The organism is Acinetobacter sp. CAU_H_29a_1, assembly GCF_058599505.1.
This window is the reverse complement of sequence record NZ_CM178655.1, coordinates 302898-326734: the sequence shown is the minus strand read 5'-3', so window position 1 is coordinate 326734 and position 23837 is coordinate 302898. Positions and strand designations below refer to the sequence as shown.

The 23837-nt window shown below is 43.3% G+C and carries 17 protein-coding genes and 6 pseudogenes; 4 read left to right on the top strand and 19 right to left on the bottom strand.

Translation table 11 applies throughout. The annotated features are described in order from the left end of the window. Window positions 1-367 precede the first annotated feature (367 nt). The 4 genes and pseudogenes from AC4MDD_RS01545 to AC4MDD_RS01530 all read right to left on the bottom strand — a co-directional run. Window positions 368-1207, bottom strand: coding sequence for a hypothetical protein (locus tag AC4MDD_RS01545; protein ID WP_005401348.1), 840 nt, complete (start codon window positions 1205-1207; stop codon window positions 368-370). A gap of 7 nt (window positions 1208-1214) precedes the next feature. Continuing rightward, window positions 1215-2300, bottom strand: a complete 1086-nt coding sequence (aroB, locus tag AC4MDD_RS01540; protein WP_005401349.1) for a 3-dehydroquinate synthase — start codon at window positions 2298-2300, stop codon at window positions 1215-1217. Window positions 2301-2330: 30 nt separating this feature from the next. Next, window positions 2331-2813, bottom strand: a complete 483-nt coding sequence (locus AC4MDD_RS01535; RefSeq protein ID WP_265937476.1) for a shikimate kinase — start codon at window positions 2811-2813, stop codon at window positions 2331-2333. 88 nt (window positions 2814-2901) lie between these two features. Then, window positions 2902-4179 (bottom strand): annotated as a pseudogene (locus tag AC4MDD_RS01530) (type IV pilus secretin PilQ); the annotation flags it as partial. A 56-nt stretch (window positions 4180-4235) separates the two neighbouring features. Here AC4MDD_RS01530 and AC4MDD_RS01525 point away from each other — a divergent pair. Next, the gene (locus AC4MDD_RS01525) at window positions 4236-5186 is read left to right on the top strand and encodes an IS481 family transposase (RefSeq protein ID WP_490738195.1); all 951 of its coding nucleotides are present in this window, start codon (window positions 4236-4238) and stop codon (window positions 5184-5186) included. Between the two features lie 10 nt (window positions 5187-5196). Here the strand turns inward: AC4MDD_RS01525 and AC4MDD_RS01520 are convergent. The 5 genes and pseudogenes from AC4MDD_RS01520 to AC4MDD_RS01500 all read right to left on the bottom strand — a co-directional run. Then, a pseudogene (locus AC4MDD_RS01520) lies at window positions 5197-5943 on the bottom strand (AMIN domain-containing protein); the annotation flags it as partial. A gap of 64 nt (window positions 5944-6007) precedes the next feature. Further along, on the bottom strand, window positions 6008-6535 hold the full coding sequence (locus AC4MDD_RS01515) for a pilus assembly protein PilP (protein ID WP_005401352.1): 528 nt from the start codon (window positions 6533-6535) through the stop codon (window positions 6008-6010). Then, window positions 6535-7272, bottom strand: a complete 738-nt coding sequence (locus AC4MDD_RS01510) for a type IV pilus inner membrane component PilO (protein ID WP_491882219.1) — start codon at window positions 7270-7272, stop codon at window positions 6535-6537. The genes AC4MDD_RS01515 and AC4MDD_RS01510 overlap by 1 nt, the downstream gene beginning before the upstream one ends. Further along, a complete protein-coding gene (locus AC4MDD_RS01505; protein WP_005401354.1) occupies window positions 7269-7925 on the bottom strand; it encodes a PilN domain-containing protein in 657 nt (218 codons plus the stop codon). Before AC4MDD_RS01505 ends, AC4MDD_RS01510 begins: the two co-directional genes overlap by 4 nt. After that, window positions 7925-8983 (bottom strand): annotated as a pseudogene (locus AC4MDD_RS01500) (pilus assembly protein PilM). Before AC4MDD_RS01500 ends, AC4MDD_RS01505 begins: the two are co-directional and overlap by 1 nt. 166 nt (window positions 8984-9149) lie before the next feature. Between AC4MDD_RS01500 and ponA the strand changes: the two are divergent. Further along, the gene (gene ponA / locus AC4MDD_RS01495) at window positions 9150-11678 is read left to right on the top strand and encodes a penicillin-binding protein PBP1a (protein ID WP_491882218.1); all 2529 of its coding nucleotides are present in this window, start codon (window positions 9150-9152) and stop codon (window positions 11676-11678) included. Window positions 11679-11709: 31 nt separating this feature from the next. On the opposite strand, the gene AC4MDD_RS01490 is transcribed toward ponA, so the two are convergent. The 10 genes and pseudogenes from AC4MDD_RS01490 to AC4MDD_RS01445 all read right to left on the bottom strand — a co-directional run bounded on the left by AC4MDD_RS01490 (window position 11710) and on the right by AC4MDD_RS01445 (window position 23136). Further along, window positions 11710-12516 (bottom strand): putative RNA methyltransferase, encoded by an 807-nt coding sequence (locus AC4MDD_RS01490; RefSeq protein ID WP_039890567.1) that lies wholly within the window; start codon window positions 12514-12516, stop codon window positions 11710-11712. Between the two features lie 69 nt (window positions 12517-12585). Continuing rightward, window positions 12586-13704, bottom strand: a complete 1119-nt coding sequence (mraY, locus tag AC4MDD_RS01485) for a phospho-N-acetylmuramoyl-pentapeptide-transferase (protein ID WP_004691502.1) — start codon at window positions 13702-13704, stop codon at window positions 12586-12588. Next, complete coding sequence (locus tag AC4MDD_RS01480; protein ID WP_005401358.1) at window positions 13705-15114, bottom strand: UDP-N-acetylmuramoyl-tripeptide--D-alanyl-D-alanine ligase; 1410 nt, start codon at window positions 15112-15114, stop codon at window positions 13705-13707. Between the two features lie 9 nt (window positions 15115-15123). Beyond that, the gene (locus AC4MDD_RS01475; protein ID WP_005401359.1) at window positions 15124-16620 is read right to left on the bottom strand and encodes a UDP-N-acetylmuramoyl-L-alanyl-D-glutamate--2,6-diaminopimelate ligase; all 1497 of its coding nucleotides are present in this window, start codon (window positions 16618-16620) and stop codon (window positions 15124-15126) included. Window positions 16621-16627: 7 nt separating this feature from the next. After that, window positions 16628-18451 (bottom strand): penicillin-binding protein PBP3, encoded by a 1824-nt coding sequence (gene ftsI / locus AC4MDD_RS01470; RefSeq protein ID WP_010327652.1) that lies wholly within the window; start codon window positions 18449-18451, stop codon window positions 16628-16630. 12 nt (window positions 18452-18463) lie between these two features. Further along, window positions 18464-18796 carry a cell division protein FtsL gene (gene ftsL, locus AC4MDD_RS01465; RefSeq protein WP_004691506.1) on the bottom strand — a complete coding sequence of 111 codons (333 nt, stop codon included), beginning with the start codon at window positions 18794-18796 and terminating at the stop codon, window positions 18464-18466. After that, a complete protein-coding gene (rsmH, locus tag AC4MDD_RS01460) occupies window positions 18796-19719 on the bottom strand; it encodes a 16S rRNA (cytosine(1402)-N(4))-methyltransferase RsmH (RefSeq protein ID WP_004978100.1) in 924 nt (307 codons plus the stop codon). The genes ftsL and rsmH overlap by 1 nt, the downstream gene beginning before the upstream one ends. A 187-nt stretch (window positions 19720-19906) precedes the next feature. Further along, window positions 19907-20926: pseudogene (locus tag AC4MDD_RS01455) on the bottom strand (sulfate ABC transporter substrate-binding protein). Between the two features lie 252 nt (window positions 20927-21178). Beyond that, window positions 21179-22075: pseudogene (locus AC4MDD_RS01450) on the bottom strand (sulfate ABC transporter substrate-binding protein). A 2-nt stretch (window positions 22076-22077) separates the two neighbouring features. Further along, the gene (locus AC4MDD_RS01445) at window positions 22078-23136 is read right to left on the bottom strand and encodes an RNA-guided endonuclease InsQ/TnpB family protein (protein WP_005401363.1); all 1059 of its coding nucleotides are present in this window, start codon (window positions 23134-23136) and stop codon (window positions 22078-22080) included. Between the two features lie 20 nt (window positions 23137-23156). On the opposite strand from AC4MDD_RS01445, the pseudogene AC4MDD_RS01440 reads away from it, so the two are divergent. Further along, a pseudogene (locus AC4MDD_RS01440) lies at window positions 23157-23318 on the top strand (transposase); the annotation flags it as partial. A gap of 76 nt (window positions 23319-23394) precedes the next feature. Continuing rightward, on the top strand, window positions 23395-23823 hold the full coding sequence (gene tnpA / locus AC4MDD_RS01435; protein WP_005401365.1) for an IS66-like element accessory protein TnpA: 429 nt from the start codon (window positions 23395-23397) through the stop codon (window positions 23821-23823). The last annotated feature ends 14 nt before the right edge of the window (window positions 23824-23837 follow it).

The window sequence follows — 23837 nt, the reverse complement described above, 5'->3', positions numbered from 1 at the left end:
CTCATATTCAGATTCTGATTGAAGTACAGCATTTTTTCTTCACACCCAAGATAGACTGATTTTCGTCTTTATGCATGTCTTAATTGAAAAAATGTATGCAGCAGTCACGCACTTTTATAAGGCACTTGGCCGCTACTATTTCGCTCATAAATCGAATCTTTTTTGCGCCAAAACAGTGACATCAACTCAATTCATGCACCATTAAAGCAAGTTTTATGCCAATTATTTATTTTGTGTGTTAAGCGCTTTAGTTTTATTAGGTTTGTGTTTTTTACGTAAAAAACTAGTTCGAGGATAATCCATTTATTGCACCATATCTGTGCACATATGGAATTTACATTTTTTGATGCGCCATAATGATCCAATTTTAATTAAATGGGTCGGTCACTTCAGGTTCATTTGTTTTATTTTGTGGCGCATTCTCTACGGTCGTTTGTGACTTTTGCACATCAACCACATTTCCATCCGCATCACGACGAGTAACCGTTGTCGATGTGGTCGATTGTTTATTTTGTTCAACTGCTGCACGTGCCGCTTGTTGACGCGCAGCAAGCGTAGCTTCATCAATCACAGGCACAGCGGCTGGTTTCAACTGCACGGCATAGAGCTTATTGCTAAGTCCAAGTTCATCAGAACCGAGATCATTGACATATTCAGCATAGCTTTCAATTTTTTCAACTTTGGGTTGCACCGACTTCGGCAACGTCAGTTTTAAATCCGCCAATGCCTTTTGCGCCTCATTGGCATTTTTATACACACCATAGATCAGCACATATTGCTCAATTTGGTTTTCACCCGTCAGTCTTAAGTAACTAAACGCTTGACGATCAGATTGTCTTTGCAAAAAGCGCTTAATAATCGCCTCTTCTGAAACTCTAAACAACTCAACTGCACTGTTCTTTTTATTTTCCTGAATAAATTTGGTCCCACGGAATTCAGCTTCATGCTGCGCGATTGCTACAACACGTGTCGTCATATCCAAAGGTTTTACTTCATCGAGGAATGAACCTAAATGTGCGGTTGTTGCGACTTTTTCTGGCTGAATTTGTAACTCAACTTCAGATTCAGCTTTTTTTTCAACTTCAACCACAGTCTCTTGATCTGTAATGGCCCAAAAGACTAAGGCGCCAAACAAGCATACCCCTCCGAATGCAAGCCAAATATAATTTTGCTTTGTCTGCCACTGGGTTCGAAGGGTTGTTGCCATAATAAAGTTATGCCTGCTCTTGGTTGGCTAAAATCGCCTGTTTCATCAATTCTACATCAAATGTTTTGGTAATGATGGCCTGTCCTACCGCTTGCATCAAAACCAAACGCAGTTGCCCGTTCAAGACTTTTTTATCATGAGCCATATACGCCAAAAAGTCATCGAGGGGAATCTGCGGACATACTATCGGTAAATTCGCGCGTTGAATGATATTTTTTGTACGCGCCAAATCTTCTGCACTGATCCATCCCATACGCTGCGATAAATCTGCTGCCATCACCATACCTGTTGCCACAGCTTCACCATGGAGCCATTCACCATAGCCTAGATAAGATTCAATCGCATGTCCAAAGGTATGCCCAAGATTCAATAAGGCACGCTCACCTTGCTCTTTTTCATCATTGGCAACAATACGCGCTTTATGGGCACAAGAACGATACACAGCTTCAGCCAGTGCAGCTTCATCACCCTGCACCAAATCATCTATATGTTGTTCCAACCAAGTGAGAAAGTCTGTATCCCCCAAGAGTGCGTACTTAATCACTTCTGCCAAACCTGCGGATAACTCACGTGCTGGCAGCGTTTTAAGTTGAGACATATCCGCCAAGACCACTTGCGGTTGTTGAAATGCCCCGATCATGTTTTTACCCAGCGGATGATTAATCCCTGTTTTACCACCAACACTCGAATCAACCTGTGAAAGAAGTGTCGTTGGCACCTGAATAAAATAGACCCCACGCTGGAAGCATGCTGAAGCAAAGCCCGCCATATCTCCAATCACACCACCACCTAAAGCTAAAACTGTACAATCACGGTTGAAGCCTGACGCTAGCAATGCATCAAAAATCAGGTTGAGGTGCTCAATATTCTTATATTTTTCTCCATCAGGCAAAATACAGGTTGCAACTGTTTTTCCCAACGCTTCAATTGCTGCCACGTAACGCGCTAAATACAAAGGCGCGACCGTTTCATTACTCACAATCATCACTTGGCGACCATGAATATACGGCTCAAGTAAAGCGTTTGGATCTAAATCACTACCAATAAAGATCGGGTAACGGCGTTCGCCAAGTTCAACATATAAGGTTTGCATGGATCAAATCACTTCAAAACTGAATCAAAACTACTTTAAAAGAATCAAGTTTAAGATACGCTGCGCAAGATCACGTGCAGCCCCTTGATTGGTCTCAATAATATAATGGGCAACTTCACGATATAAAGGATCTCGAACGCTGAGCAAGTCAGTTAACTTTTGTTCAGGATTCTCCACTTGAAGCAGTGGACGATTTTTATCACGATAGGTTCGCTGTAGTTGAATCTCTACAGGAGTATAAAGATAAACAACAATACCACGTTGTTTGAGAAATGCGCGATTTGGAGCCTGAGTCACCGCCCCACCACCTGTGGCCAAGACCAAGTTGGGTCGAGAGGTTAACTCATCGATTACAACCGTTTCACGACTACGAAATCCAAGCTCGCCCTCTTTTTCAAAGATCCATGGAATCGTTGCCCCTGTTTTACGCTCAATCTCATGATCGCTATCAAGAAACTCTCGTCCTAACAGTTCAGCTAAATGTCGTCCTACCGTTGTTTTTCCAGCCCCCATAGGCCCTACCAAATAAATATTTGGTAGGGTTTCAAACTCTTTGCTTGGCAAGGAGTCACCTTTTAGATTTGTTCAAATTAAAAATATATTAATGATTTCTTGAAACACTGTCATTAACAATTCGTGGTGTCACAAAAATCAATAACTCAGTTTGCGCACTAGATCTGGTGTTATTTTTAAATAAAGCACCCACTACAGGCAAATCCCCAAAAAATGGAACTTTCTCATATTGATTTTGCTTAATGTCATCAAAAATACCGCCAAGTACGACTGTTTCACCATCATCAACCAAAACATTAGTTTCAAGTTCATTTGTATTAATTAAATACCCTGCTGATGTTAGTGTACCAACTGTATCTTTTTCAATTTTTAGCGCCATTTGAACTTTACCATCAGGGGTGATACTTGGAGTCACCTCTAACTTTAAGTTAGCCGCACGGAATTCGGTTTTTAAGCCTTCCGTCGCACTCCATGTTTGATAAGGAATCTCTGTACCACGCAAGATATAGGCTTTCTGTTTATCACCAGTCAGTACTTTAGGTGCTGATAACACTTCACCATGACCATCCGCTTGAAGTGCGCTTAACTCAAGGTTTAACATATAATCTGAGATCTTCAGTAAACCAAAGTTAAACGTACCAGCCGTGTTTGTTGCTAAATCCACCCCCAAATCAAAACTTGGCTGGAAATCTCCGCCCCATACTGGGCTATTGCCCAGCTTCTTCGCGCTCCACTTAATCCCCAATTCGCGAGAAAAATCTGTTGACGCCGTTACAATACGGGCTTCGACCATCACCTGTTTAACTGCGACATCCAGCAAGTCAATCATGCGACGAATCTTGTCAATATTTTGCTGCCTATCATTAATAATTAAAGTATTGGTACGCGAATCAGAAACCGCACTACCACGAGCACTCAATAAACTTTCCAAAGCTAAGGAGTCTGAACCCGCTGTTCGGTTCGACTCACCTCCTTTACTATCACGAGAGTCCTCCAATAACTTCAGTACATCCGCCGATTTAGCATAACTCAATTGAATATAATCGGTTTGAATAGGTGAAAGCTTAATACTTTGCGCGATGGCTTTCGCCTCTTCTTCCTCAGATTTAATCAGCTCAGCTACAGGTGCAATCCAAATCACATTACCATTGCGTCGCTTATCCAAATTCTTGGTTTTCATTATGATATCAAGTGCCTGATCCCAAGGTACATCTTTAAGGCGCAAGGTAATATTACCTTGTACCGTATCCGAGGCCACCATGTTAATGCCTGTAAAATCAGCTAAGAGCTGTAATACACGGCGTACTTCAATATCTTGGAAATCTAAAGAAATCTTTTTGCCCGTATAAGCACTTGGTGCTTTAGGTGTTTAGTCCCAGATTTTAATGGTGCAATATTCTCAGATAAATGGAAGGAAGCACTATGGGACAAGTTCTACACAGCAGCGCCACAACGACACAGGCAGTGCGTCGAGCAATACAAAATAGTCAAGAGAGCTTAAGAACGCTAGCCAAGCGTTACGGCATCAATCAAAAGACCGTCGCAAAATGGAAGAAACGTACTTCAGTAGATGATCTTACAACCGGCCCAAAGAATCCTCGCTCAAGCGTGTTATCGCCTGAAGATGAGGCGGCAATTGTTGCTTTTCGAAAACGCACTTTGTTGCCGCTAGACGATTGCTTTTATGCATTGCAGCCGAGTATTCCTTATCTGACACGCTCGTCGTTACACCGCTGCTTACAGCGGCATGGTATTTCACGACTGCCTGAGGTACAAGGTGATCGCCCTGTCAGGAAGCGCTTCAAGAGCTACCCCATTGGTTACTTTCATATCGACATCGCTGAGATGCAAACAGCACAGGGTAAGCTTTATCTCTTCGTTGCCATTGATCGCACTTCCAAGTTTGCGTTCACTGAATTGCATACTAAAGCCAGTAAGATGGCAGCCGCGGAGTTCATGCGCAATCTGGTTAAGGCTGTGCCCTATAGAATCCATACGGTGCTAACAGATAACGGCATCCAGTTCACGAACCGCACCTGTGATCGCTACGCCTCTGAGCACATCTTTGATCGGGTTTGTACTGAATGTGGCATTGAACATCGTCTTACCAAGGTTAAGCATCCATGGACCAATGGACAGGTCGAGAGGATGAACCGAACGATTAAAGAAGCTACTGTCAAACGGTTCCATTACGACGATCACACTCAGCTATGCATTCACCTTGCTGATTTTATTGCTGCATACAACTTCGGCCGCAGACTCAAAACACTCAGGGGCCTGACTCCCTACGAATTCATCTGCAAACAGTGGACAGATGAACCTGAACTTTTTAAAATTGATCCGATCCATCAAATGCCGGGACTAAACACCTAGGCTTCATTGGATTTTTATCTTCAGGACGCTTTAAACTAATGGTGAGCTTATCTTCTGCCTGATAAGCCATATATTCAAAACTGCCATTCGATTGGATCGTGATCAGGCCGTTACTGCCATCATTTTGTGCATCAGTGGTCGATACAGGCGTTGCGAAATCATTCACATTGAGACGGCGCGATAAGTGGGCAGGAATTTTATTCCCCAAAACGCGCACCACAATTTTACTGCCTTGTTGTTTCACATCGACAGGGGTATTGCTACCTTTTAAATCAATGACAACTTGGCCTTCGCCGTCTGAACCACGTTGGAATCCAATATTTGAAATACCTTGCTCTGAACGCGCTGCAGCAACAGGTGTTGCTAGCGCTGGGTTCGCTGAGTTAATTTTCAGAATAAAAGTATTACCTTCAACACGTGTAGTAAATGCACCAGCATCAGCCAAATTTACAGTTAAACGTGAACGCTGCGCAGCTGAAGTTACATCTACTGTACTTGCTTCAGCCGTTGCCACCGCAATACTGCCTTGTTTTAAGCTCTGCTGCGCTTTATCAAAATCCAAAACCAAACGTGATGGCTGTTCCAACTGATAGGCTTGCGGCTGTGGTGGCAAACCGTTGAACATGACACGAATTTCTGTTCCCTGTCCCGGAATTTGCATCGGCACAATATTCGTAATACTGACTTGCGCACTTGCAGCCTGCATCACCGCCATTGCAATTGCACCCATTGAAAACTGACGGAACATATGGTTCATCGTATTGCCATCCCCAAATATAAAATCTTTAGCACTATTTTTCATTTTTATTCCTTTTCCTTTTTTAAGGCGCCGGCCCAATTAATACTAGGCTTCTCGGGCGCTCGACATAGCCCTCACGCCCATCCAGAATAATTTCAATCAAATCAATTTGTGTAGCGGTGATATTAATCACACGACCATGATTCATCCCCAAATAACTACCACGCTGCACGCGTTCAATTTCACCATCCGGTGTTTGAATCAACGCCAAAATTTGTCCATTTTGTCCGCGCATGCTTCCTTTCATGTTAAGCGATTCAATCGCATAACTTTCCAAGGGTTGTAATTGGCGCGATAGGTTTAGATAGACACGCTTTCCAGCCATAATCTTCAGTTCAGCCGCTAAAGAGCTTGGCATAAACGGGCTCTTTAATTGGTGCGCAGCATAGTTAAAGGTCGGTACAGGTGGGAAATCTGGCGCTGGCTCAATCGGCAATGGTGGCTGATTGCGAATTTCAGCCATTTGCATATTGACCGCATCAATACGTGAATCACAACCGACAAGGAATAGTCCTACGCAGAGACTAAGTAAGAGGTTTTGATGTTTCATTACTTGGCACCTCCCGCATCGGCTTTCTTATCATTTTTTGTATCTTTTACATCAACATCCGTTATAGCCGTTGCCCCGACATAACGGTAGGTTTTCGCTTTTACACTATATGAAATTTGCGGAATATCCGTCTTTTTATCATTGTTACTTGATGCTGAGATATCGAAGTCATGCAAGGTAACAATACGCGGTAAAGCTGCAATTCCACTGACAAATGAACCAAAAGAATGATAATCACCCGTCGCTTCAATGGAAATCGGCTGTTCGATAAAGAACTCTTGGCGAATTTCTGGTTCTAAACGAATATTTTTAAACTTTAATCCAGAATTTACGCCGCTCACGTTGATATCTTCAACCAAGCCAGGAATTTCAGTTTCTTTCGGCAGCTGTTCTAACTGCTGATTAAAATTGGCTTCCATTTCTTGCAATTGCACTTGATATTGCTGCAAATTACGTAATTTTGAATCTTTTTCACGAAACTCATTCAGTAAATTTTGTTCTTGTGCATGTGCATTTGAAATCGCATCAAGCTTCGGCTTAATCACGACAAAATAACCCAATGCCCCAATCACTAAAATGATAAAGATCCAACAAGTCAATTTGACTGAAAAGGGCCAACTACCGTAATTGTTTGGATCTAAGGTATTAAACTGTTGAAAAAATTTATCAACCGTCATTTTTTTCTTGGCTACAGCATGGTTTTCTGATGTTAATTCTTCAAATTCATCGCGACTCATTGTGCTGCCCCCGCTGTTGAATTATTAACTGTGCTTGCGGCTTCAGGTGTAGTCGCATCAGGCGCTACTGGCTGTGCAATCTCATCTAAATCTGCCGTGACCACAAAGGTGCCATAGGTTTCTTCAACACGTGGCACGATAGAACTTGGTGCTTTATCTTTTTTCTCTTCAGCAACCAAGAATGAATTCATAAAGGCATTGCGATACCACGCAGATGCTTCGAGATTACGTAAGAATTCCGCAACTGTATTCGGGCTTTCCGCTTTACCTTCAATGGTAAATTTATCACCTGTACGCACAAACTTAGTAATGTACATATTACTCGGTGTAACACGTACCATTTCATCGACCAAACGCACAGCCACAGGACGTTGACCTTGCAAGCCTTGGATCAACTTCATCCGTTCAACAATCGCATTTCGCTGTTCTTGCAAACCTTCCAATGACTTTAATTGGACATCTAAGTTTTGATTGGTACTCACCACCAACTGATTGGCTTGTTCTTGATCTTCAAGTTTTTGACTGTAAAAAAACCACGCCAAAGCAACAGCTAAAACCCCAACTAATGCAGCCCCAACACAATAGGCAATAAATTCTTTTTTTCGTTTCTCTCTTAACGCATCACGCCAAGGGAGTAGGTTTATTTTTGCCATTAATCAAAACTCCTCAATGCCAATCCACATGCCACCATGAGTGATGAAGCATCATTTTCAATTTTTTTAATGTCGATTTGTGGAGAAAAGCCCATCTGTAAAAATGGGTTGGCAATGGTGACCCGATAACCTAATTTTTGTTGTAATAACTTCGCCAGTCCTGGAATATTAGCATTCCCCCCTGCCAATAAAATATGGTCGATCTCATTAAATTGAGAGGACGCAAAGAAGAACTGCATAGAGCGTGCAGCTTGCTCCACTAAAGCTTCAAGAAATGGCTCAAGGACTTCAATATCATAATCATCAGGCAAAGTACGGCTTTTTTTGGCACGCCCTGCTTCCGCAAAAGATAAACCATAACGGTTTTGAATTTCCTGGGTCAGTTGTTTCCCCCCCGAACACCTGCTCACGCGTATAAATGACTTTATTATTTCTCATAACGGACAAGGTGGTCATGGTATGACCAATGTCTAAAATCCCAACGGTATTTACGCCCATTGGAAGCGTATCTGAAAAGACTTTGAATGCATTTTCAATGGCGAAACTTTCAACATCGGCAATCTTAGGCGTTAAACCGCCCAACTCCAATGCTTCGGCACGTGCCTCTACATTTTCAATGCGGGTTGCAACGAGGAGTACATTGACACGATTTGGATTGGTAAACGGTCTGGAAGGACTTCAAAGTCCAAACTCGCCTCATCTAATGGGAATGGAATATATTGCTCAGCATCATCACGAATCTGAATTTCACGTTCGTCATCGTTCATATCGGCATCCATTTCAATGATTTTAGTAATCACCATGGAAGTCGGAACTGCCAGCGCTACGTCTGTCGATTGAACATTGGCCAAATTTACCGCACGCTCAAGGGCATCACCAACTGCTTCTGGATTCAATATATTTTTTTCGACCACACTTCCTTCTGGTAATGGGACTAGTGCATAGCTCTCCACCCAATACCGATTGTTTTTAACAGAAAGTTCCAATACCTTAACAGAAGTCGAACTAATATCTACTCCTATTAACCCCTTACTTGGCTTACGATATAACCTGAGCACAGTATCATTCCTATTATTTTTTTATCCCCCAAAAAAAGTAACCCACTAATTAGTCCGCGTCTATAATTTTATACGGATACAATAACTCATCTAACATTCCGTATGTGTACAGGATATACTGACCGCTAATTAGTTTGCCATTAGCTCTTATTAAAACTTACTTGTTATGAAAAAGCTATCTTGTTCGGGCCGTGTTCATCCATTTTTTTTGATCATTATTATAATGTTGGTCTCAATTCCAATGGGTTTTTATGGCATGTATCTCTATATTGCCCCATCTTTGCCGCAAATGACAACTCTAAAAAAGGCGCCATTACTAAAACCTTTACAAGTTTATAGTGCGGATAACCAACTCATTTCGGAATACGGTGGCAAGCTATCTGTACCCGTAGATTACGATCAGATCCCACGAAGTTTTATTCATGCCTTCTTAGCGGCGGAAGATTCTTCTTTTTTTGAGCATAGTGGTATCAGTTTTAAAGGTTTAGGACGTGCAGTCAGTGAAAGTATTACTGGCTCAAATGTCCAAACGGGTGGCTCGACCATCACCATGCAAGTGGCAAAAAACTATTATCTCAGTCCCGAGCGTACATTAAAACGTAAATTGACTGAGGTTTTTCTAGCCCGAAAAATTGAACAAAATTTGACGAAAGAGGAAATCTTAACCCTCTATGTCAATAAGATTTTCTTAGGTAAAAATGCCTACGGTATCGCAGCGGCAGCTAAAATCTACTACAACAAAAGCTTAGATGAACTCAGCATTGCGCAAATGGCAATGATTGCAGGTCTGCCTAAAGCGCCGTCTAAATACAATCCAGTGGTCAACCCCGAACGTGCTTTAGAACGTCGTAACTGGATTTTGGGTCGTATGCTCCAGCTAGGCTACATTAACCAAAGCCAATATGAAAAAGGCATTGCAGAACCAATTAACCTCGATATGCCTGACCGCGGGGTAAGCAACCGATTTCCCTACATCGGTGAAATGGTCCGTAGCGAACTGATTGAAAAGTTCGGCGAGCACGCGATTGACTCTGGTTATAAGGTTTACACCACCATCAACAGCGAACGCCAAGCCTATGCCGAACAAGCGGTACAAGATGGTTTAGAAGCCTATGACCGTCGTCATGGTTGGCGTGGTGCGGAAGCCCATGACAAACCCTTAAGTAGCTTTAGTGCTTTTGCCAATACCTTCCCTGCCGAAGTCACCCGTGTGAATCAAAATAGTTTTGATGCCTTAATGCAAGATGGCTCAACAGTAACCGTGCCATGGTCTGGCATGTCTTGGACACGTCCTTATCGCAACGCGAATGCCGTAGGCGGTACACCATCAAGAGCATCTCAAATTGTTAAAGTGAAAGACATCGTACGTCTGCGCCCCAATGACAACAAAACCTCATGGGCTTTGGTGCAACTGCCTAGAGTTCAGGGCCAACTGATTGCACTTAACCCAAACAATGGCGCTGTAGAAGCACTGGTTGGTGGTTATAATTTTTATCAATCTAAATTTAACCGAACCACCCAAGGCTGGCGCCAACCAGGTTCAATTATTAAACCCTTTGTCTATGCACTCGCTTTAGAGCGCGGTATGACACCGTATAGCATGGTCAATGACAGCCCAATCACGATTGGGAAATGGTCACCACGCAATGCCGATGGCCGCTATTTAGGCATGATTCCCCTGCGTCGTGCACTCTATTTATCGCGTAACACCGTGTCAGTTCGACTCCTGCAAACCGTGGGCATTGAACGTACACGCCAATTGTTCATGGACTTCGGCTTAACTGATGAACAGATTCCACGCAACTACACGATTGCACTCGGAACACCTCAGGTTTTACCAATTCAAATGGCTACTGGATACTCAGCCTTTGCCAATGGCGGTTATCGTATTCAACCGCACTTCATTAATCGTATTGAAGATGCCTATGGCAAGATCATTTATCAGAACAACCCTGAATATGCATGTATCAGTTGTATCTCTCAACAAGAATCAAAGCCTCAGTCTGCTGACACCATCACGCCTGATGATGAAGTAATTGAAGTCACCAACCAAGAGCTGAACCCTGCTGAAAAATCGGCAAATCCTGTTGAGATCAACAGTGACTATCGTCAAGCGCAACGTATTTTAAAATCTAGCTCTGCTTATGATATGGCGAATATTTTAAAAGACGTGATTCAACATGGTACAGGCCGTGCTGCGCTGCGTATTGGACGAGATGACTTGGGCGGTAAAACAGGAACCACCAATGATGCAAAAGATGCTTGGTTTGCCGGCTTTAATGGCAAATTGGTCACTGTAGCGTGGGTTGGTTTCGACCAACCAACAACTTTAGGACGCCGCGAATACGGCGGTGTGGCTGCGCTTCCAATTTGGACGGACTTCATGGGCAAAGCCTTACAAGGCACGCCTTCGGCGTGGGTTCAACTCGATGCCAAAGCCAAAGCACCGATTCAACGCCATCAGAAAGAAACACCTCAGAGTAACTTAGGCCCAACCCCACCTTTGGCGCAGCCGTTGTATCGCCCTGCACCGGTGGTAGTTCCACGTGCTCCTGAGCATGACTTTGATGATTTGCCGGGTGAAGAGGAAACGCTGGTTCCAAAGAACAGCACCCCACCCACCATGCAAGCACCCAAAGAACAACCAAAACCTAAATCGGATGCGCTCGATCATTTGATTGATCAAGTCCAATAATAAAAGCCCGCATCTGCGGGCTTTTTTATACTTATGCTTTTTTCTGAAACAGTAAAATTTGATACTGTGCCTGTAGTTCAAAAGCTGTTTGAGCCTCTAAAGCTTCACGGCGCTCTTGTTTCGCCTTATAGGCATAAGGTGTCATGGCAATCAGGTTTTTTAAGTCCTGCTGATTAAGCTTAAGATCAGCATCAACAACATCATCACTCACCAAATCAAACGCATCACTCAACTGCTCTACAAATTTGCTCGGTTCATGCGGCTTCACCTCTTCGAACAAAGCCTCACGCATGGCATATAAATGCTGAGGCGCAGGCGTCACCACCAACAAATATCCTTGCGGTTTGAGTACCCTTAAAATCTCTTGTATTGGAATCGGGCTAAACAAACTACTACATAAATCAATCGATTGATCCAACACGGGTAAAGTTGCTCCTGTACCCACTACCCACGTGATATTTTTATTGATTTTCGCAGCCACTTGCACTGCATTTTTTGCAATATCTACACCGACACATTGCAGTACCTCCGACTGCATTGCATCGGTGTAATAGCCTTCACCACAACCAATATCGAGTAAATTTTCAATACGTAACTCACGTACCTTATTGATCACTGCTTGCTGTAAAGGCGCGTAATGACCTGCACTTAAGAAGGCACGGCGGGCTTGTACCGACTCACGCGTATCCCCCGGATTTTTGCTGTGCTTGTGTTGAACGACATGCAAATTGACGTAGCCTTGTTTCGCCACATCATAACTATGTGAATTCGCACAGCGCCATGTTCTTTCGTTTAAAGTTAAAGCCTCACGACACACAGGACACATGAGCAGATTCATTATTTTCTCCAAGACCTTACCTCAGGCATAAAAAAAGCCGGCAAATACCGACTCTTTTCATACTTTTGCTTAACGCAATTTTAAGGTCATTAGACCTAAAACTACCAGCATAATTGTGATAATCCAAAAACGAATCACCACTTGGGTTTCACGCCAGCCTTTTTTCTCATAATGGTGGTGTAATGGTGCCATCAGGAATACCCGTTTATTGCGCATTCTGAGGGAACCAATTTGCAAGAAGACTGAAATCGCTTCGACCAAAAACACACCAGCCATAATGGCAAAGACAATTTCCTGACGAACCATGACCGCAATTGTACCGAGCATTGCACCCAATGATAATGCGCCCACATCGCCCATAAAAACCTGTGCAGGGTGTGCATTAAACCAGAGGAAGGCTAGACCCGCGCCAATCATGGCTGCACAAATCACCACCAACTCAGAAGCAAAGCGCACATAAGGAATATGTAAATAATTGGCAAAACGGACATCACCAGCCAAATATGCAAATACACCTAAACCCGCTGCAACAAGCACTACAGGCATAATCGCTAAACCGTCCAAACCATCGGTCAGGTTCACGGCATTTGATGCACCATTAATTACCAAATAGGTGAAAATGATAAAACCAATACCCAACGGAATCACCGACAAAGGAATACTTAAATCTTTAAAAAATGGAATCAGCAGATCCAGCATATTTGCGGTATGCACAGGATTGCTCTGTTGTTGCGCAATTACATATAGCGCAATACCTGCGCCCAATGATGCAAGCGACGTCCAAAAGAACTTTTTACGGGCAGGTAAGCCTGCATTGTCTTTATAGCGAATCTTGATCCAGTCATCGGCCCAACCCACTGCACCAAAAATCACCATCACTGCCAAGACAATCCATACATAAGGGTTGGATAAATCTGCCCACAACAGTGTGGAGATACCAATTGAGAGTAAGATCAACACACCACCCATGGTTGGTGTGCCCATTTTTTTGGCATGATTTTCAGGAGCATATGAACTCACGGCTTGACCATATTTGAGTGCTTGCAACTTGCGAATCATCACAGGACCGAGCACTAGACCAATGGTCAGTGCGGTTAAAACACTGAGCAAAGAACGCAATGTTAAATAACGAACCACCTGAAACGAACTATGGTAGCCCGCCAGTTGTTCAAACAACCATAACAACATTTAGAGTTTCTCCATCAAATCAGCCATCAACGTTTCCATATGGGTATAACGAGAACCTTTAAACAGGAAACTCATAGACTGGGGTTGATGTGTTTCAATTAAACTGAGTAAGAACGGCAAAGCCTGCTCTTGAGTTAAAAAAGCCTGCATTTTTTTGCCATATTGGGTGCTGCGTGCACCTTCTTGTGCCGCAGGTGCAAATTCACCGACAGCCACCACGAAGTTCAGCCCTTTCACTGAGACCAAATCGCGCCCCAGCATATAGTGCTGCTGTGCAGCAGAGCTACCTAGCTCACCGATATCACCCATCACCATCACTCGAACCCCCTCTTGCTGTGCAAGCACTTCAGCAGCGGCACGCATAGAGGTTGGGTTGGCATTGTAGGTATCATCAATCAACAAATGACGGCCTTGTTGAATAAAGTTCAAACGCCCTTTTGCACCGACCGCTTGCTCAAGGCCAAGCACAATATCATCCAAGCTAATACCAATCGCTAAAGCAAAAGCTGCCGCAGCAGTTGCATTTTGAACATTATGCTCCCCAGCAAATGGTAAATTCACCTGACGCACGCCTTGCGGGGTATTTAGCTTAAACGTTGCAGATTGTGCCTGTAACTCAATCTCAGTGGCAAAGATTTCACCACCCGCACCAAAGCTGAGCACCTGTTCAGTTTGCACTGCTTGGCGAATGCTATCGGCAAAATCATCGGCTGCAGGAACAATTGATGTGCCATTTGGAGCAATATGCGCATAAATCTCAGACTTAGCACGGCAGATGCCATCGCGTCCACCAAACTCACCCAAGTGTGCTGTACCAATATTGATAATGCCTGCAACCAAGGGCTGGACCAAATTCGAAGTATAGTCAATTTCACCTTGATGGCTTGCACCCAACTCCATCACTGCATATTGATGCTCTGGATGTAATTCCAATAACATGACTGGCACACCCAAGTCATTATTCAGATTGCCACGGGTCACCAACGTTGGTGCTATACGTGACAAAATACTGCCTAACATTTCTTTGGTGGTGGTTTTACCACTACTACCCGTCAGCGCAATCACTTTTAGCTGTGGGTTTTGTGCACGGCGATAAGCCCCCAGTTGTCCCAATGCCAAACGTGTATCGGGCACCACCAACTGACAAACCTCTGCATCTATAGGCTGACTCACAATGGCCACTTGGCAACCTTGTTCAGCAACTTGCGTAATAAAAGCATGTGCATCAAAACGTTCGCCTTTGAGTGCTAAGAAAGCATCTCCTGCTTCTGCATCACGTGAATCCGTCAAAATGCGTTTAATTTCAGTATTTGGCGCTTGATCATTTAGCCAATAACCTTGGGTAGCTTCGAGCAACTGTGCGGCGGTCCATGACACTAAAGGCACTGTGCTTGTTGTTGAGGTATGCATACGACTTCCTTAGTGTGCAGGATAAGCAGAATCAGTAGTGTGGTGCTGTGTATCAATCGCGGATTGCACTTCGACGACATCGTCAAACCAATGCCGAACACCCTCTATTTCTTGATAGTTTTCATGACCTTTGCCTGCAATCACGACAATATCACCCGCTTGGGCCTGTTGAACGGCAAATTTAATCGCTTCACGACGATCATGGATTTCATGAACCACACGGTTTGAGAAATCAATCCCCGCTTTCATATCGGCAAAAATTTGCTCAGGATTTTCTGTACGTGGGTTATCTGAAGTCAACAACACCACATCTGCTCCGTTTAATGCTGCTTGGGTCATGAGTGGCCGTTTGCCACGGTCGCGGTCTCCACCACAGCCAAATACTGCCCAGAGTTGCTGTTCCACATGGCGCTTCAACGTACTTAAGACTTGCACCAGAGCATCAGGCGTATGCGCATAATCAACCACAAACAAACGCGCATCATCACGAATCACTTGCATACGACCTGGCGCACCCTTGAGCTGTGCTGTTGTAGCAACCACATCGGCTAAATCAAAACCCGCTTGTTCAACCATAATTAAACTGGCGACCAAATTTTCAATATTAAAATGACCCAATAATGGGTTCTGTACCTGATATTCGGCCTGTGCCGTACACAAGCTAAAGTTTGCACCCGTCAGGCTATATTGAATATTCTTTACCAGATAGTCTGCAGGCTGCGTGGTTGAATAAGTTAAAATTTTCGGTTGGGCTGGATTATTTTGTGCCGCTTGAATCATGACTCCAGCATGCTCATCATCCAGATTGATGACTGCAACTTTCAATGATGGAAATTGAAATAAGCGAGATTTAGCTTCGGCATAGACCTCAAGCGTGCCATGGTAGTCCAAATGGTCGCGACTTAAGTTGCTATATGCAGCAATTTCAATTTCACTGCCCGCTAAACGGCCTTGTTCCAAACCATGTGAAGAGGCTTCAATCGATGCAAATTCAGCACCTTGCTTGGCATAGCTATGTAGTGCATTTTGTAGATGCAGCGCATCCAAGGTGGTATGCGACGATGCTTCTAAATTGGGCAAAATGCCATTACCTGTCGTGCCCATTACCGCACATGATTTGCCTTGTAGCATCAACAGTTCTGCGACTAAACGAGAAATGGTGGTTTTACCATTGGTTCCTGTCACCGCTAAAATACGAGCAGGCTGTACTTGGCTAGTGGCCAACAAAAATTGCTTTTGCCAGCCTCCCATCAAGTGACGCACATTCGGCACCACAATACTGTTTGCAAGTGCAAGCTCAGTTTCACTCACCACTGCTAAAGCCCCTTTGTCCAAGGCTATTTGCGCAAACTGCTCTGTTTTCTCAGGTTGTGAAAGTGATGTCAGCGCAATAAAAATTTGCCCTGCCTGTACTTTACGACTATCAAGAACAAAACCTTGAAATGGCTGTGCCATCCATTCAGCGCTTAAGTTAGCGGTGTAGAGTTGTTGAAATGTAATGGACATTCATCACCTATCTCTTGATTACAGGAGCATCTAAAGGTTTATCTAAAGGCACGTTCATTAAACGTAAGGATTCTTGCATAACACGGGCAAATACAGGCGCAGACACCGTACCACCATAGTAGGTCCCTTGCGGGTTTTCGACCACAACCACCATCGCTAAACGCGGGTCGCTGACTGGTGCAACACCGGCAAAAAGTGCACGATATTCATTGGTTGAGTAGCCTTTACGGTCAGCACGTAACTTATGCGCGGTTCCTGTTTTACCACCTACACGGTAACCCGGAATGGTTGCACGAGTCGCGGTACCACCCGGTAAGGTTGCCGTTTCCATCATCAACAAAACTTGATCCGCAATTTTTGGATCAATCATTTGTTCACCACGGGGAGGCGCATCTAACTTATACAAACTCAAAGGCATTTTCACACCTTTGTTAGCCAACATGGCATAAGCATCCACCATTTGCAGCACAGTCGCATTTAAGCCATAGCCATACGCCATGGTCGCCACTTCCGATACATTCCATTTACTTGGTGGAAGAATTAAACCACCACTTTCACCCGGGAATTTAACAGCTGAACGCTGACCAAAACCGAGACGTTTATAAAAAGTCGGTAAAGTTGCATAAGGGAGAGACAAAGCAATTTTAGCCACACCCACGTTAGACGATTTTTGAATAATTCCACCCAAAGTCAGTGGACCATAGTTATGTGTATCTCGAATGGTGTGGTTGCCGACTCGCATCGAACCCGGAGTGGTATTAACCACAGTATTCGGCATGTATTTGCCGCTTTCCAAGGCCATTGAAATGGTCAAAGGCTTCATGGTTGAACCCGGTTCGAAAGAGTCAACCGCACCACGGTTACGCATGGCGTCTTTATTGGACAAACTGTTTTTATCGTTCGGGTTATACGACGGCCACGACGCCATCGCTAAAATTTCACCCGTTTTCACATCGACCGCAATTGCTGTGGCAGAACGAGCATTATTGGCTACACCCGCAGCGGTCAGTTCACGGTACATAATGTACTGAAGGCGCGAATCAATACTGAGCGTAATATTTTCGCCCGGCTCAACTTCTTTAACCACCTCGGCATCTTTAAAACGATTGCCCTTTTTATCTCGAACAATTTGCTGCTCACCATCAATACCCGACAAGCGTTGATTCAGCTGCATTTCTAAACCTTCAATGCCCGAACCTTCACTGTTGGTCAAACCAATAATTTGCGCATTCGGTTGTGGCTGCGGATAGTAACGTTTGTAGTTCTTTTCGGTATACACACCTTGGAACTCACGTTTTGCAATCAGTTCGGCTTGCTGAGGTGGCACTTCTTTTTTCAAAACCAAGTAGCGCGAACGCGGACGTTCATTGAGTTTCCGCTTCAGTTCCGCACGATCCATGCCCACGGCATCAGCCAGTTCATCCAGATTTAGATTTTTGTCTGGTAATTGACGCTTCAATTTACGATTGTGTGGATCTTTGGCTAATTCAGCGGTAATTTCATCAAATAGTTTTTTATTATCAAAATAATCACGTGGGTCAATCACCACTTTCATAATCGGCGTACTGATCGCCAAAGGCACACCATGACGGTCATAAATCACACCGCGCATGGCCTTAATTTTTTCAGTTCTTAAAATATTGGCATTGGCTTTATTTTGCAAAAATTCGGTATTAATGACTTGTACGTAAAAAGCACGTCCAACCAAAGCAATAAAGCAGGCTAAAACCACCGCCCACATGAGATAAAAGCGCCACATTTCAACCTGTAGAGCCGATTTTTCAGTCACCGCTTGCTGTTTTTTACGAGTGGGTTTACGCTTTTCTACCATGTTACAGCGGCCTTATTTTTTGTCTTCTGAAGTCGTGGGTAAAGAAATCACTACGGTTTGCGCCGCAGGTGGTGAATACATCCGCAGTTGCGTCACCGCGCGCGTTCCAATTTGTGCAGTTGCGCCAAAAGTTTGCTGTTCAATCAGCAAACGGCCCCACTCTGCATTTAAGTCATCACGCTCGCGCATAAAAGAGCTCATTTCGCGATAGTCATGACGGTATTCAAACACTTGGAACACCACCATCATGGCACTGATAAACACCAGCACCAATAAAATGACATAGGCAATCAACTTCTTAAACTTTAACTTTGTTGGAATTTTTTCAACGACTTCAGTTTTCATTATTCGCCTTTAAGTGCTAAGCGCTCTGCAACTCTAAGCCATGCACTACGTGAACGTGGATTAGCTTTAACCTCTGCATCACTTGCTTTCACACGTGATACTTTCTTTAAACGACGCGTATCTGGTCGTTGTTGTGGCATACCCCAACCCATATCTTCCTCAAGTGTCGACTCTTTTTGAATAAATTGTTTAATTAATCGATCTTCTAAGGAATGGAAGCTAATCACAGCCAAGCGACCATTCGGTTTTAATACTTCTACCGCTTGCGGTAGGAAAACTTCAATATCTTCTAATTCTTTATTAATGGCAATACGAATTGCTTGGAAAGTTCGTGTTGCGGCATGTTTATTTTTTTCCCATTTCGGGTGCGCTACTTTCACAATTTCAGCCAACTGCGCTGTGGTTTCAATCAATCCGGCCGCTTTAATCGCTTTGGCAATACGACGGCTATAACGCTCTTCACCATATTGAAAAATAATATTGGCTAACGCCTCTTCCTCAATATTAACCAACCACTGCGCTGCGGTTGGACCTTTTGAATTGTCCATACGCATATCCAGTGGTCCATCTTTCATAAAACTAAAACCACGCTCCGCCTGATCAAGCTGCGGTGAAGACACGCCCAGATCGGCCATAACCCCATCGACCAAGCCAATGCCGCGTACTTCTAACTCATGTTTAAGGTCAGCAAAGCTGGCATGAATAATTTTAAAACGTGGATCTTCTTGTTCTAAAATCGCGGCTGTTTCCAGTGCTTGCGGGTCTTTATCAAAACCATAGACACGTGCATTTTCATCTAGCTTAGACAACAGCAAACGCGTATGTCCGCCACGACCAAACGTCCCGTCAATGAAAATCCCTGTATTGCGATCTGCTACCAAAGCATCAACAGTTTCGTGAAGTAATACAGAAATATGCGACATAAAGACTCAATATGATCGGAAGGAAAAATGTAACTGCACATTATTACCTTGTTTTAACAAAGCTCCAAACGACTTTTTGTAGGGAAATATTACTTTTCATAGACAAAACCGTTTTTAAACGGCATTCATTATCAAAAAAGCCTCCCAAGGGAGGCTTTGTAAGCAGCAGCTGAAATAATTAACTGGATTATTTACGGCTATTATAGATTTGGTCGAAAGTCGCCCCATTCACAAAGTGGGTCTTTTGAGCATTGGCCCAACCACCAAACACTTCATCAATGGTGAAGGTTTTTAACGGTGGAAATTGCGCTTTATATTTTTCTAAAACCGCAGCATTACGTGGACGATAGAAGTGTTTCGCCGCCATTTCCTGACCCAGTGGTGAATATAAATAGTTGATATAACCCTGTGCTAACCACTTGTTGCCATTTTTCGCCACGGTCTTATCCACGATTGCCACCGAAGGCTCGGTTAAAATCGAGATCGATGGATAAACAATATCGAACTGATTTTTACCTAAAGTTTTTTGTGTCACTAAGGCTTCATTTTCCCAAGTCAATAACACATCACCAATGCGACGTTCTGCAAAGGTGGTCATAGACGCCCGTGCCGCAGAGTCCATGACTTTCACGTTATGGTACATTTTACCTACGAACTCTTTGGCTTTGGCCTCATTGCCACCAGGTTGTTTCAGTGCGTAACCCCAAGCAGACAGATACACCCAACGTGGTAGACCACCTGTTTTAGGATTAGGCGTAATAATTTGTACACCCGGTTTGGTTAAATCAGACCAGTCCTTAATTTTTTTCGGGTTGCCTTTGCGTACCATGAACACAATGGTCGATGTATAAGGTGCAGAGTTATTTGGGAACTCTTTTTGCCAACCCGGCTGAATTTGACCTGATTTGACAATTTCTTCAATGTCATTGGCTAAGGCCAAGGTCACCACATCCCCTTTTAGACCATCCACGACCGAACGGGCTTGTTTACCTGAACCCCCGTGTGACTGTTTAAAGTCAACCGTTTGCCCTGTACGACTTTACCAATAAGCACCAAAGGATTTATTGAACTCATCGTAAAATTCACGTGTTGCATCATAGGAGACATTGAGCATAGTACGGTCAGCTGCTTGAGCTGATGTCATACTGAATGTCAGACCTGTTGCCACTACGGCAGCAGCCCAGAGAGATTTCAAATGCGTTTTCATAGCGTATTAAATTAAATATCAAGAATTATGCTAAATATATGAAACAAAATCATAAATCGCAATTCGCTTTTGTTTTTTAAATACACATTATTTTTACATCACTAAGACTTAATGAATTGTTTTTATTTAAAATAATAGCAAACACTTTACTTATTCTTATTATATACATTTTTATGCTTAAAATATAATAAAAGTGGATATGCGTATATCCACTTTTATGTCCGAACGTGATCTCATTAAACCGCAGCACGTTTATTTTTCAGTATAAATTTGATCAAAGATCGCACCATTTACAAAGTGAGTTTTCTGCGCTTTGGCCCACCCTCCAAAGACATCATTAATATTAAAGGTTTTTTGCTTTGGAAATTGCGCAAGGTATTTGTTCGCCACTTGTTTATTTCGTGGACGGAAGAAATGCTTCGCCGCCAACTCCTGCCCTTTTGGCGAATACAGATAGTTTAAATAGCCCTTGGCCAAATTTCGATTGCCATTTTTGTCCACGGTTTTGTCTACAATCGCAACTGACGGCTCCGCTAAAAACGAAATAGACGGATAAACAATATCGTATTTGTCTTTACCTAGGCCTTGAGTTGCCAGTAAAGCTTCATTTTCCCAAGACAACAACACATCACCTATGCCCCGTTCAGCAAACGTGGTCAATGAACCTCGCGCGCCTGAATCAAGAACTTTGACATTTTGATACAGTTTTTCACCAATTCTTTGGCTTTAGCATCATTACCTCCAGGTTGTTTTAACGCATACCCCCAAGCAGATAAATAGATCCAACGCGGCGCATCGCTTGTTTTTGGTTTTGAGGTAATGATCTCACCCCCAGCTTGGTTAAATCATTCCAGTCTTTAATTTGTTTGGATTACCTTTACGCACTAAAAAAACAATGGTTGAAGTATAAGGTGCAGAATTATTTAGAAATTCTTTTTGCCAGTTTTTATCAATTTGTCCAGTATTCACAATTTCATCAATATCATTGGCCAAGGCCACCACATCTGCTTGGAGACCCGTTGCAACGGCACGTGCTTGCTTGCCCGATCCACCATGAGACTGTTTAAAGTTGACCTCCTGCCCAGCTTTGCTTTTCCAATACTGATACTGTCCAAAGGCTTGGTTATATTCTTGTTGACATCCTCCCAGACCTAAAGAACGGGGATTCCTCCTCCGAGACGCTCATGTCCGAGCGCAAGAATATTCAGTGCGGAATTTATATCCCGATCATGGAGCGTACCGCACTCCATACACTGCCATTCTCTTATTCCAAGACCTGCTCTACCTTTCGGACTGCTAGAGCGTGAGCCACAGCACGAACATGTTTGGGTCGTATAGGCTTCGTTGACTTCTCCATACCATACTCCTGCGTTCTCGCATTTATACTTGAGCATGGTTCTTAGTGTTGTCCAACTGGCATCTAACACTGACTTCGCTAATCTAGTTTGTGCTAATGCTTTAGCATTCACATTGCCAACAAAGATTGCTGCATGTGCATTCACCAGTTTATGGCTGAATTGATGCAACATATTTTGGCGTATATTTTTAATCTTGGCGTGAATCGCTTTGACACGTTTCTTATTTTTTGCTCTTTGAGCAATGCCAAGTTTTTCCTCATATTGGCGATAGATTTTAGGAGCTTCGAGTTTCACACCATCTGAACAAGTGGCTAAATCTTTCAAACCCAAGTCTATGCCAATTGAGCCTTTAGCTATAGCTTTAACTTGTTGAATATCATCAACCACAAGGCAAACATACCAACGTCCACGACTGTCTTCTACAAATGAGCCTGTTTTGACGTTGTATTTGCTTAGTCCGTAGCTGTCCCATAGTTTGAATTGGTGCTTGCCATATTGCACATAGCCATCGGCGTATTTAATGGCTACTTTCTTAAAAGGTATCCAGCCTAATGAGCGTCTTGCAGATTTGTTGTTACTGACACGCCATTTTAGCTTGGCTTTTTTAAACTGCTTTCTTCGTGTAACTAATTCTTCTGCAATTGCCTGTATGGTTTGGCTATGTAAGTTACATTCTTTTGATGTGCCTTTCGTGTATTGAGCAATATCGTATGCTGAAAAGAATTGTTGTTTACGTTGTAGGTGCTTGAAACACAAATCATTGACATAATTCCAAACAAAGTTCACCTCTACTGCTAGTTGGTCTAGCATCTTGCAATGTTTGTCTTTTATTCGTAATTTAAGTGTTTTCATTACTAAAATATATTTGGTCTATGAGCAATAGTCAAGAGATTAGAACAGGTCGTCATTGTGTTTTTAATATGCACGTTCATTTAGTCTTTGTCGCTAAATATCGTAGAGATGTTTTTACCAAAGCAATGCTTGAAACAATGCGTGAAGTGTTTGAGCGTGTTTGTTTAGACTTTGAAGGTAAGCGTCCGCTGAACCCCACTTTTTCTAACTCATTAATACCGCGATAGTGTCCACTAAAATTTAAGTGGACACCTATTTATGGATTTAAAGACAGTTATAGACAGCACACCAACCCTAAAAAAGCCCCGTCGAACCTTCACGGCTGAATTTAAACATCAACTTATTCAGCAATGTCAGCAGCCAGACACATCAGTGGCCAAGGTGGCAATGCAACATCAGGTCAATGCGAATCTGTTGCATAAATGGATTCGTCAGTCCAGATCAATGGTTCCATCATTAACACCCCCATCTATTCCACAGACCGACTTCCTTCCCGTCATTCTTCACCCGACTCCAGTCAGACAAGAAGCACCTCCGCCACCTGTACCAGAGAAGAAAGTTGTCGCTCATATTAGGATTCCACTACATGAGGAACCAGGTTCCGTAAGGGGTCAGATGATCGAGATCGACTGGCCGGTGGAGTCAGTAACTGAATTACTGGTGCTGATCCAGGGTTTGACTCAATGATCCGTATTGATGAA

What these genes read in the sequence shown, in the direction of transcription:
- AC4MDD_RS01515 (WP_005401352.1), bottom strand. Translation starts at nt 6,535, where the DNA reads ATGAAACATCAAAACCTCTTACTTAGTCTCTGCGTAGGACTATTCCTT.
- AC4MDD_RS01445 (WP_005401363.1), bottom strand. Translation starts at nt 23,136, where the DNA reads ATGAAAACACTTAAATTACGAATAAAAGACAAACATTGCAAGATGCTA.
- AC4MDD_RS01505 (WP_005401354.1), bottom strand. Translation starts at nt 7,925, where the DNA reads ATGGCAAAAATAAACCTACTCCCTTGGCGTGATGCGTTAAGAGAGAAA.
- AC4MDD_RS01490 (WP_039890567.1), bottom strand. Translation starts at nt 12,516, where the DNA reads ATGAATCTGCTCATGTGTCCTGTGTGTCGTGAGGCTTTAACTTTAAAC.
- AC4MDD_RS01510 (WP_491882219.1), bottom strand. Translation starts at nt 7,272, where the DNA reads ATGAGTCGCGATGAATTTGAAGAATTAACATCAGAAAACCATGCTGTA.
- AC4MDD_RS01480 (WP_005401358.1), bottom strand. Translation starts at nt 15,114, where the DNA reads ATGCATACCTCAACAACAAGCACAGTGCCTTTAGTGTCATGGACCGCC.
- ftsL (WP_004691506.1), bottom strand. Translation starts at nt 18,796, where the DNA reads ATGAAAACTGAAGTCGTTGAAAAAATTCCAACAAAGTTAAAGTTTAAG.
- ftsI (WP_010327652.1), bottom strand. Translation starts at nt 18,451, where the DNA reads ATGGTAGAAAAGCGTAAACCCACTCGTAAAAAACAGCAAGCGGTGACT.
- AC4MDD_RS01475 (WP_005401359.1), bottom strand. Translation starts at nt 16,620, where the DNA reads ATGTCCATTACATTTCAACAACTCTACACCGCTAACTTAAGCGCTGAA.
- ponA (WP_491882218.1), top strand. Translation starts at nt 9,150, where the DNA reads ATGAAAAAGCTATCTTGTTCGGGCCGTGTTCATCCATTTTTTTTGATC.
- AC4MDD_RS01525 (WP_490738195.1), top strand. Translation starts at nt 4,236, where the DNA reads ATGGGACAAGTTCTACACAGCAGCGCCACAACGACACAGGCAGTGCGT.
- AC4MDD_RS01545 (WP_005401348.1), bottom strand. Translation starts at nt 1,207, where the DNA reads ATGGCAACAACCCTTCGAACCCAGTGGCAGACAAAGCAAAATTATATT.
- aroB (WP_005401349.1), bottom strand. Translation starts at nt 2,300, where the DNA reads ATGCAAACCTTATATGTTGAACTTGGCGAACGCCGTTACCCGATCTTT.
- mraY (WP_004691502.1), bottom strand. Translation starts at nt 13,704, where the DNA reads ATGTTGTTATGGTTGTTTGAACAACTGGCGGGCTACCATAGTTCGTTT.
- rsmH (WP_004978100.1), bottom strand. Translation starts at nt 19,719, where the DNA reads ATGTCGCATATTTCTGTATTACTTCACGAAACTGTTGATGCTTTGGTA.
- tnpA (WP_005401365.1), top strand. Translation starts at nt 23,395, where the DNA reads ATGGATTTAAAGACAGTTATAGACAGCACACCAACCCTAAAAAAGCCC.
- AC4MDD_RS01535 (WP_265937476.1), bottom strand. Translation starts at nt 2,813, where the DNA reads ATGGGGGCTGGAAAAACAACGGTAGGACGACATTTAGCTGAACTGTTA.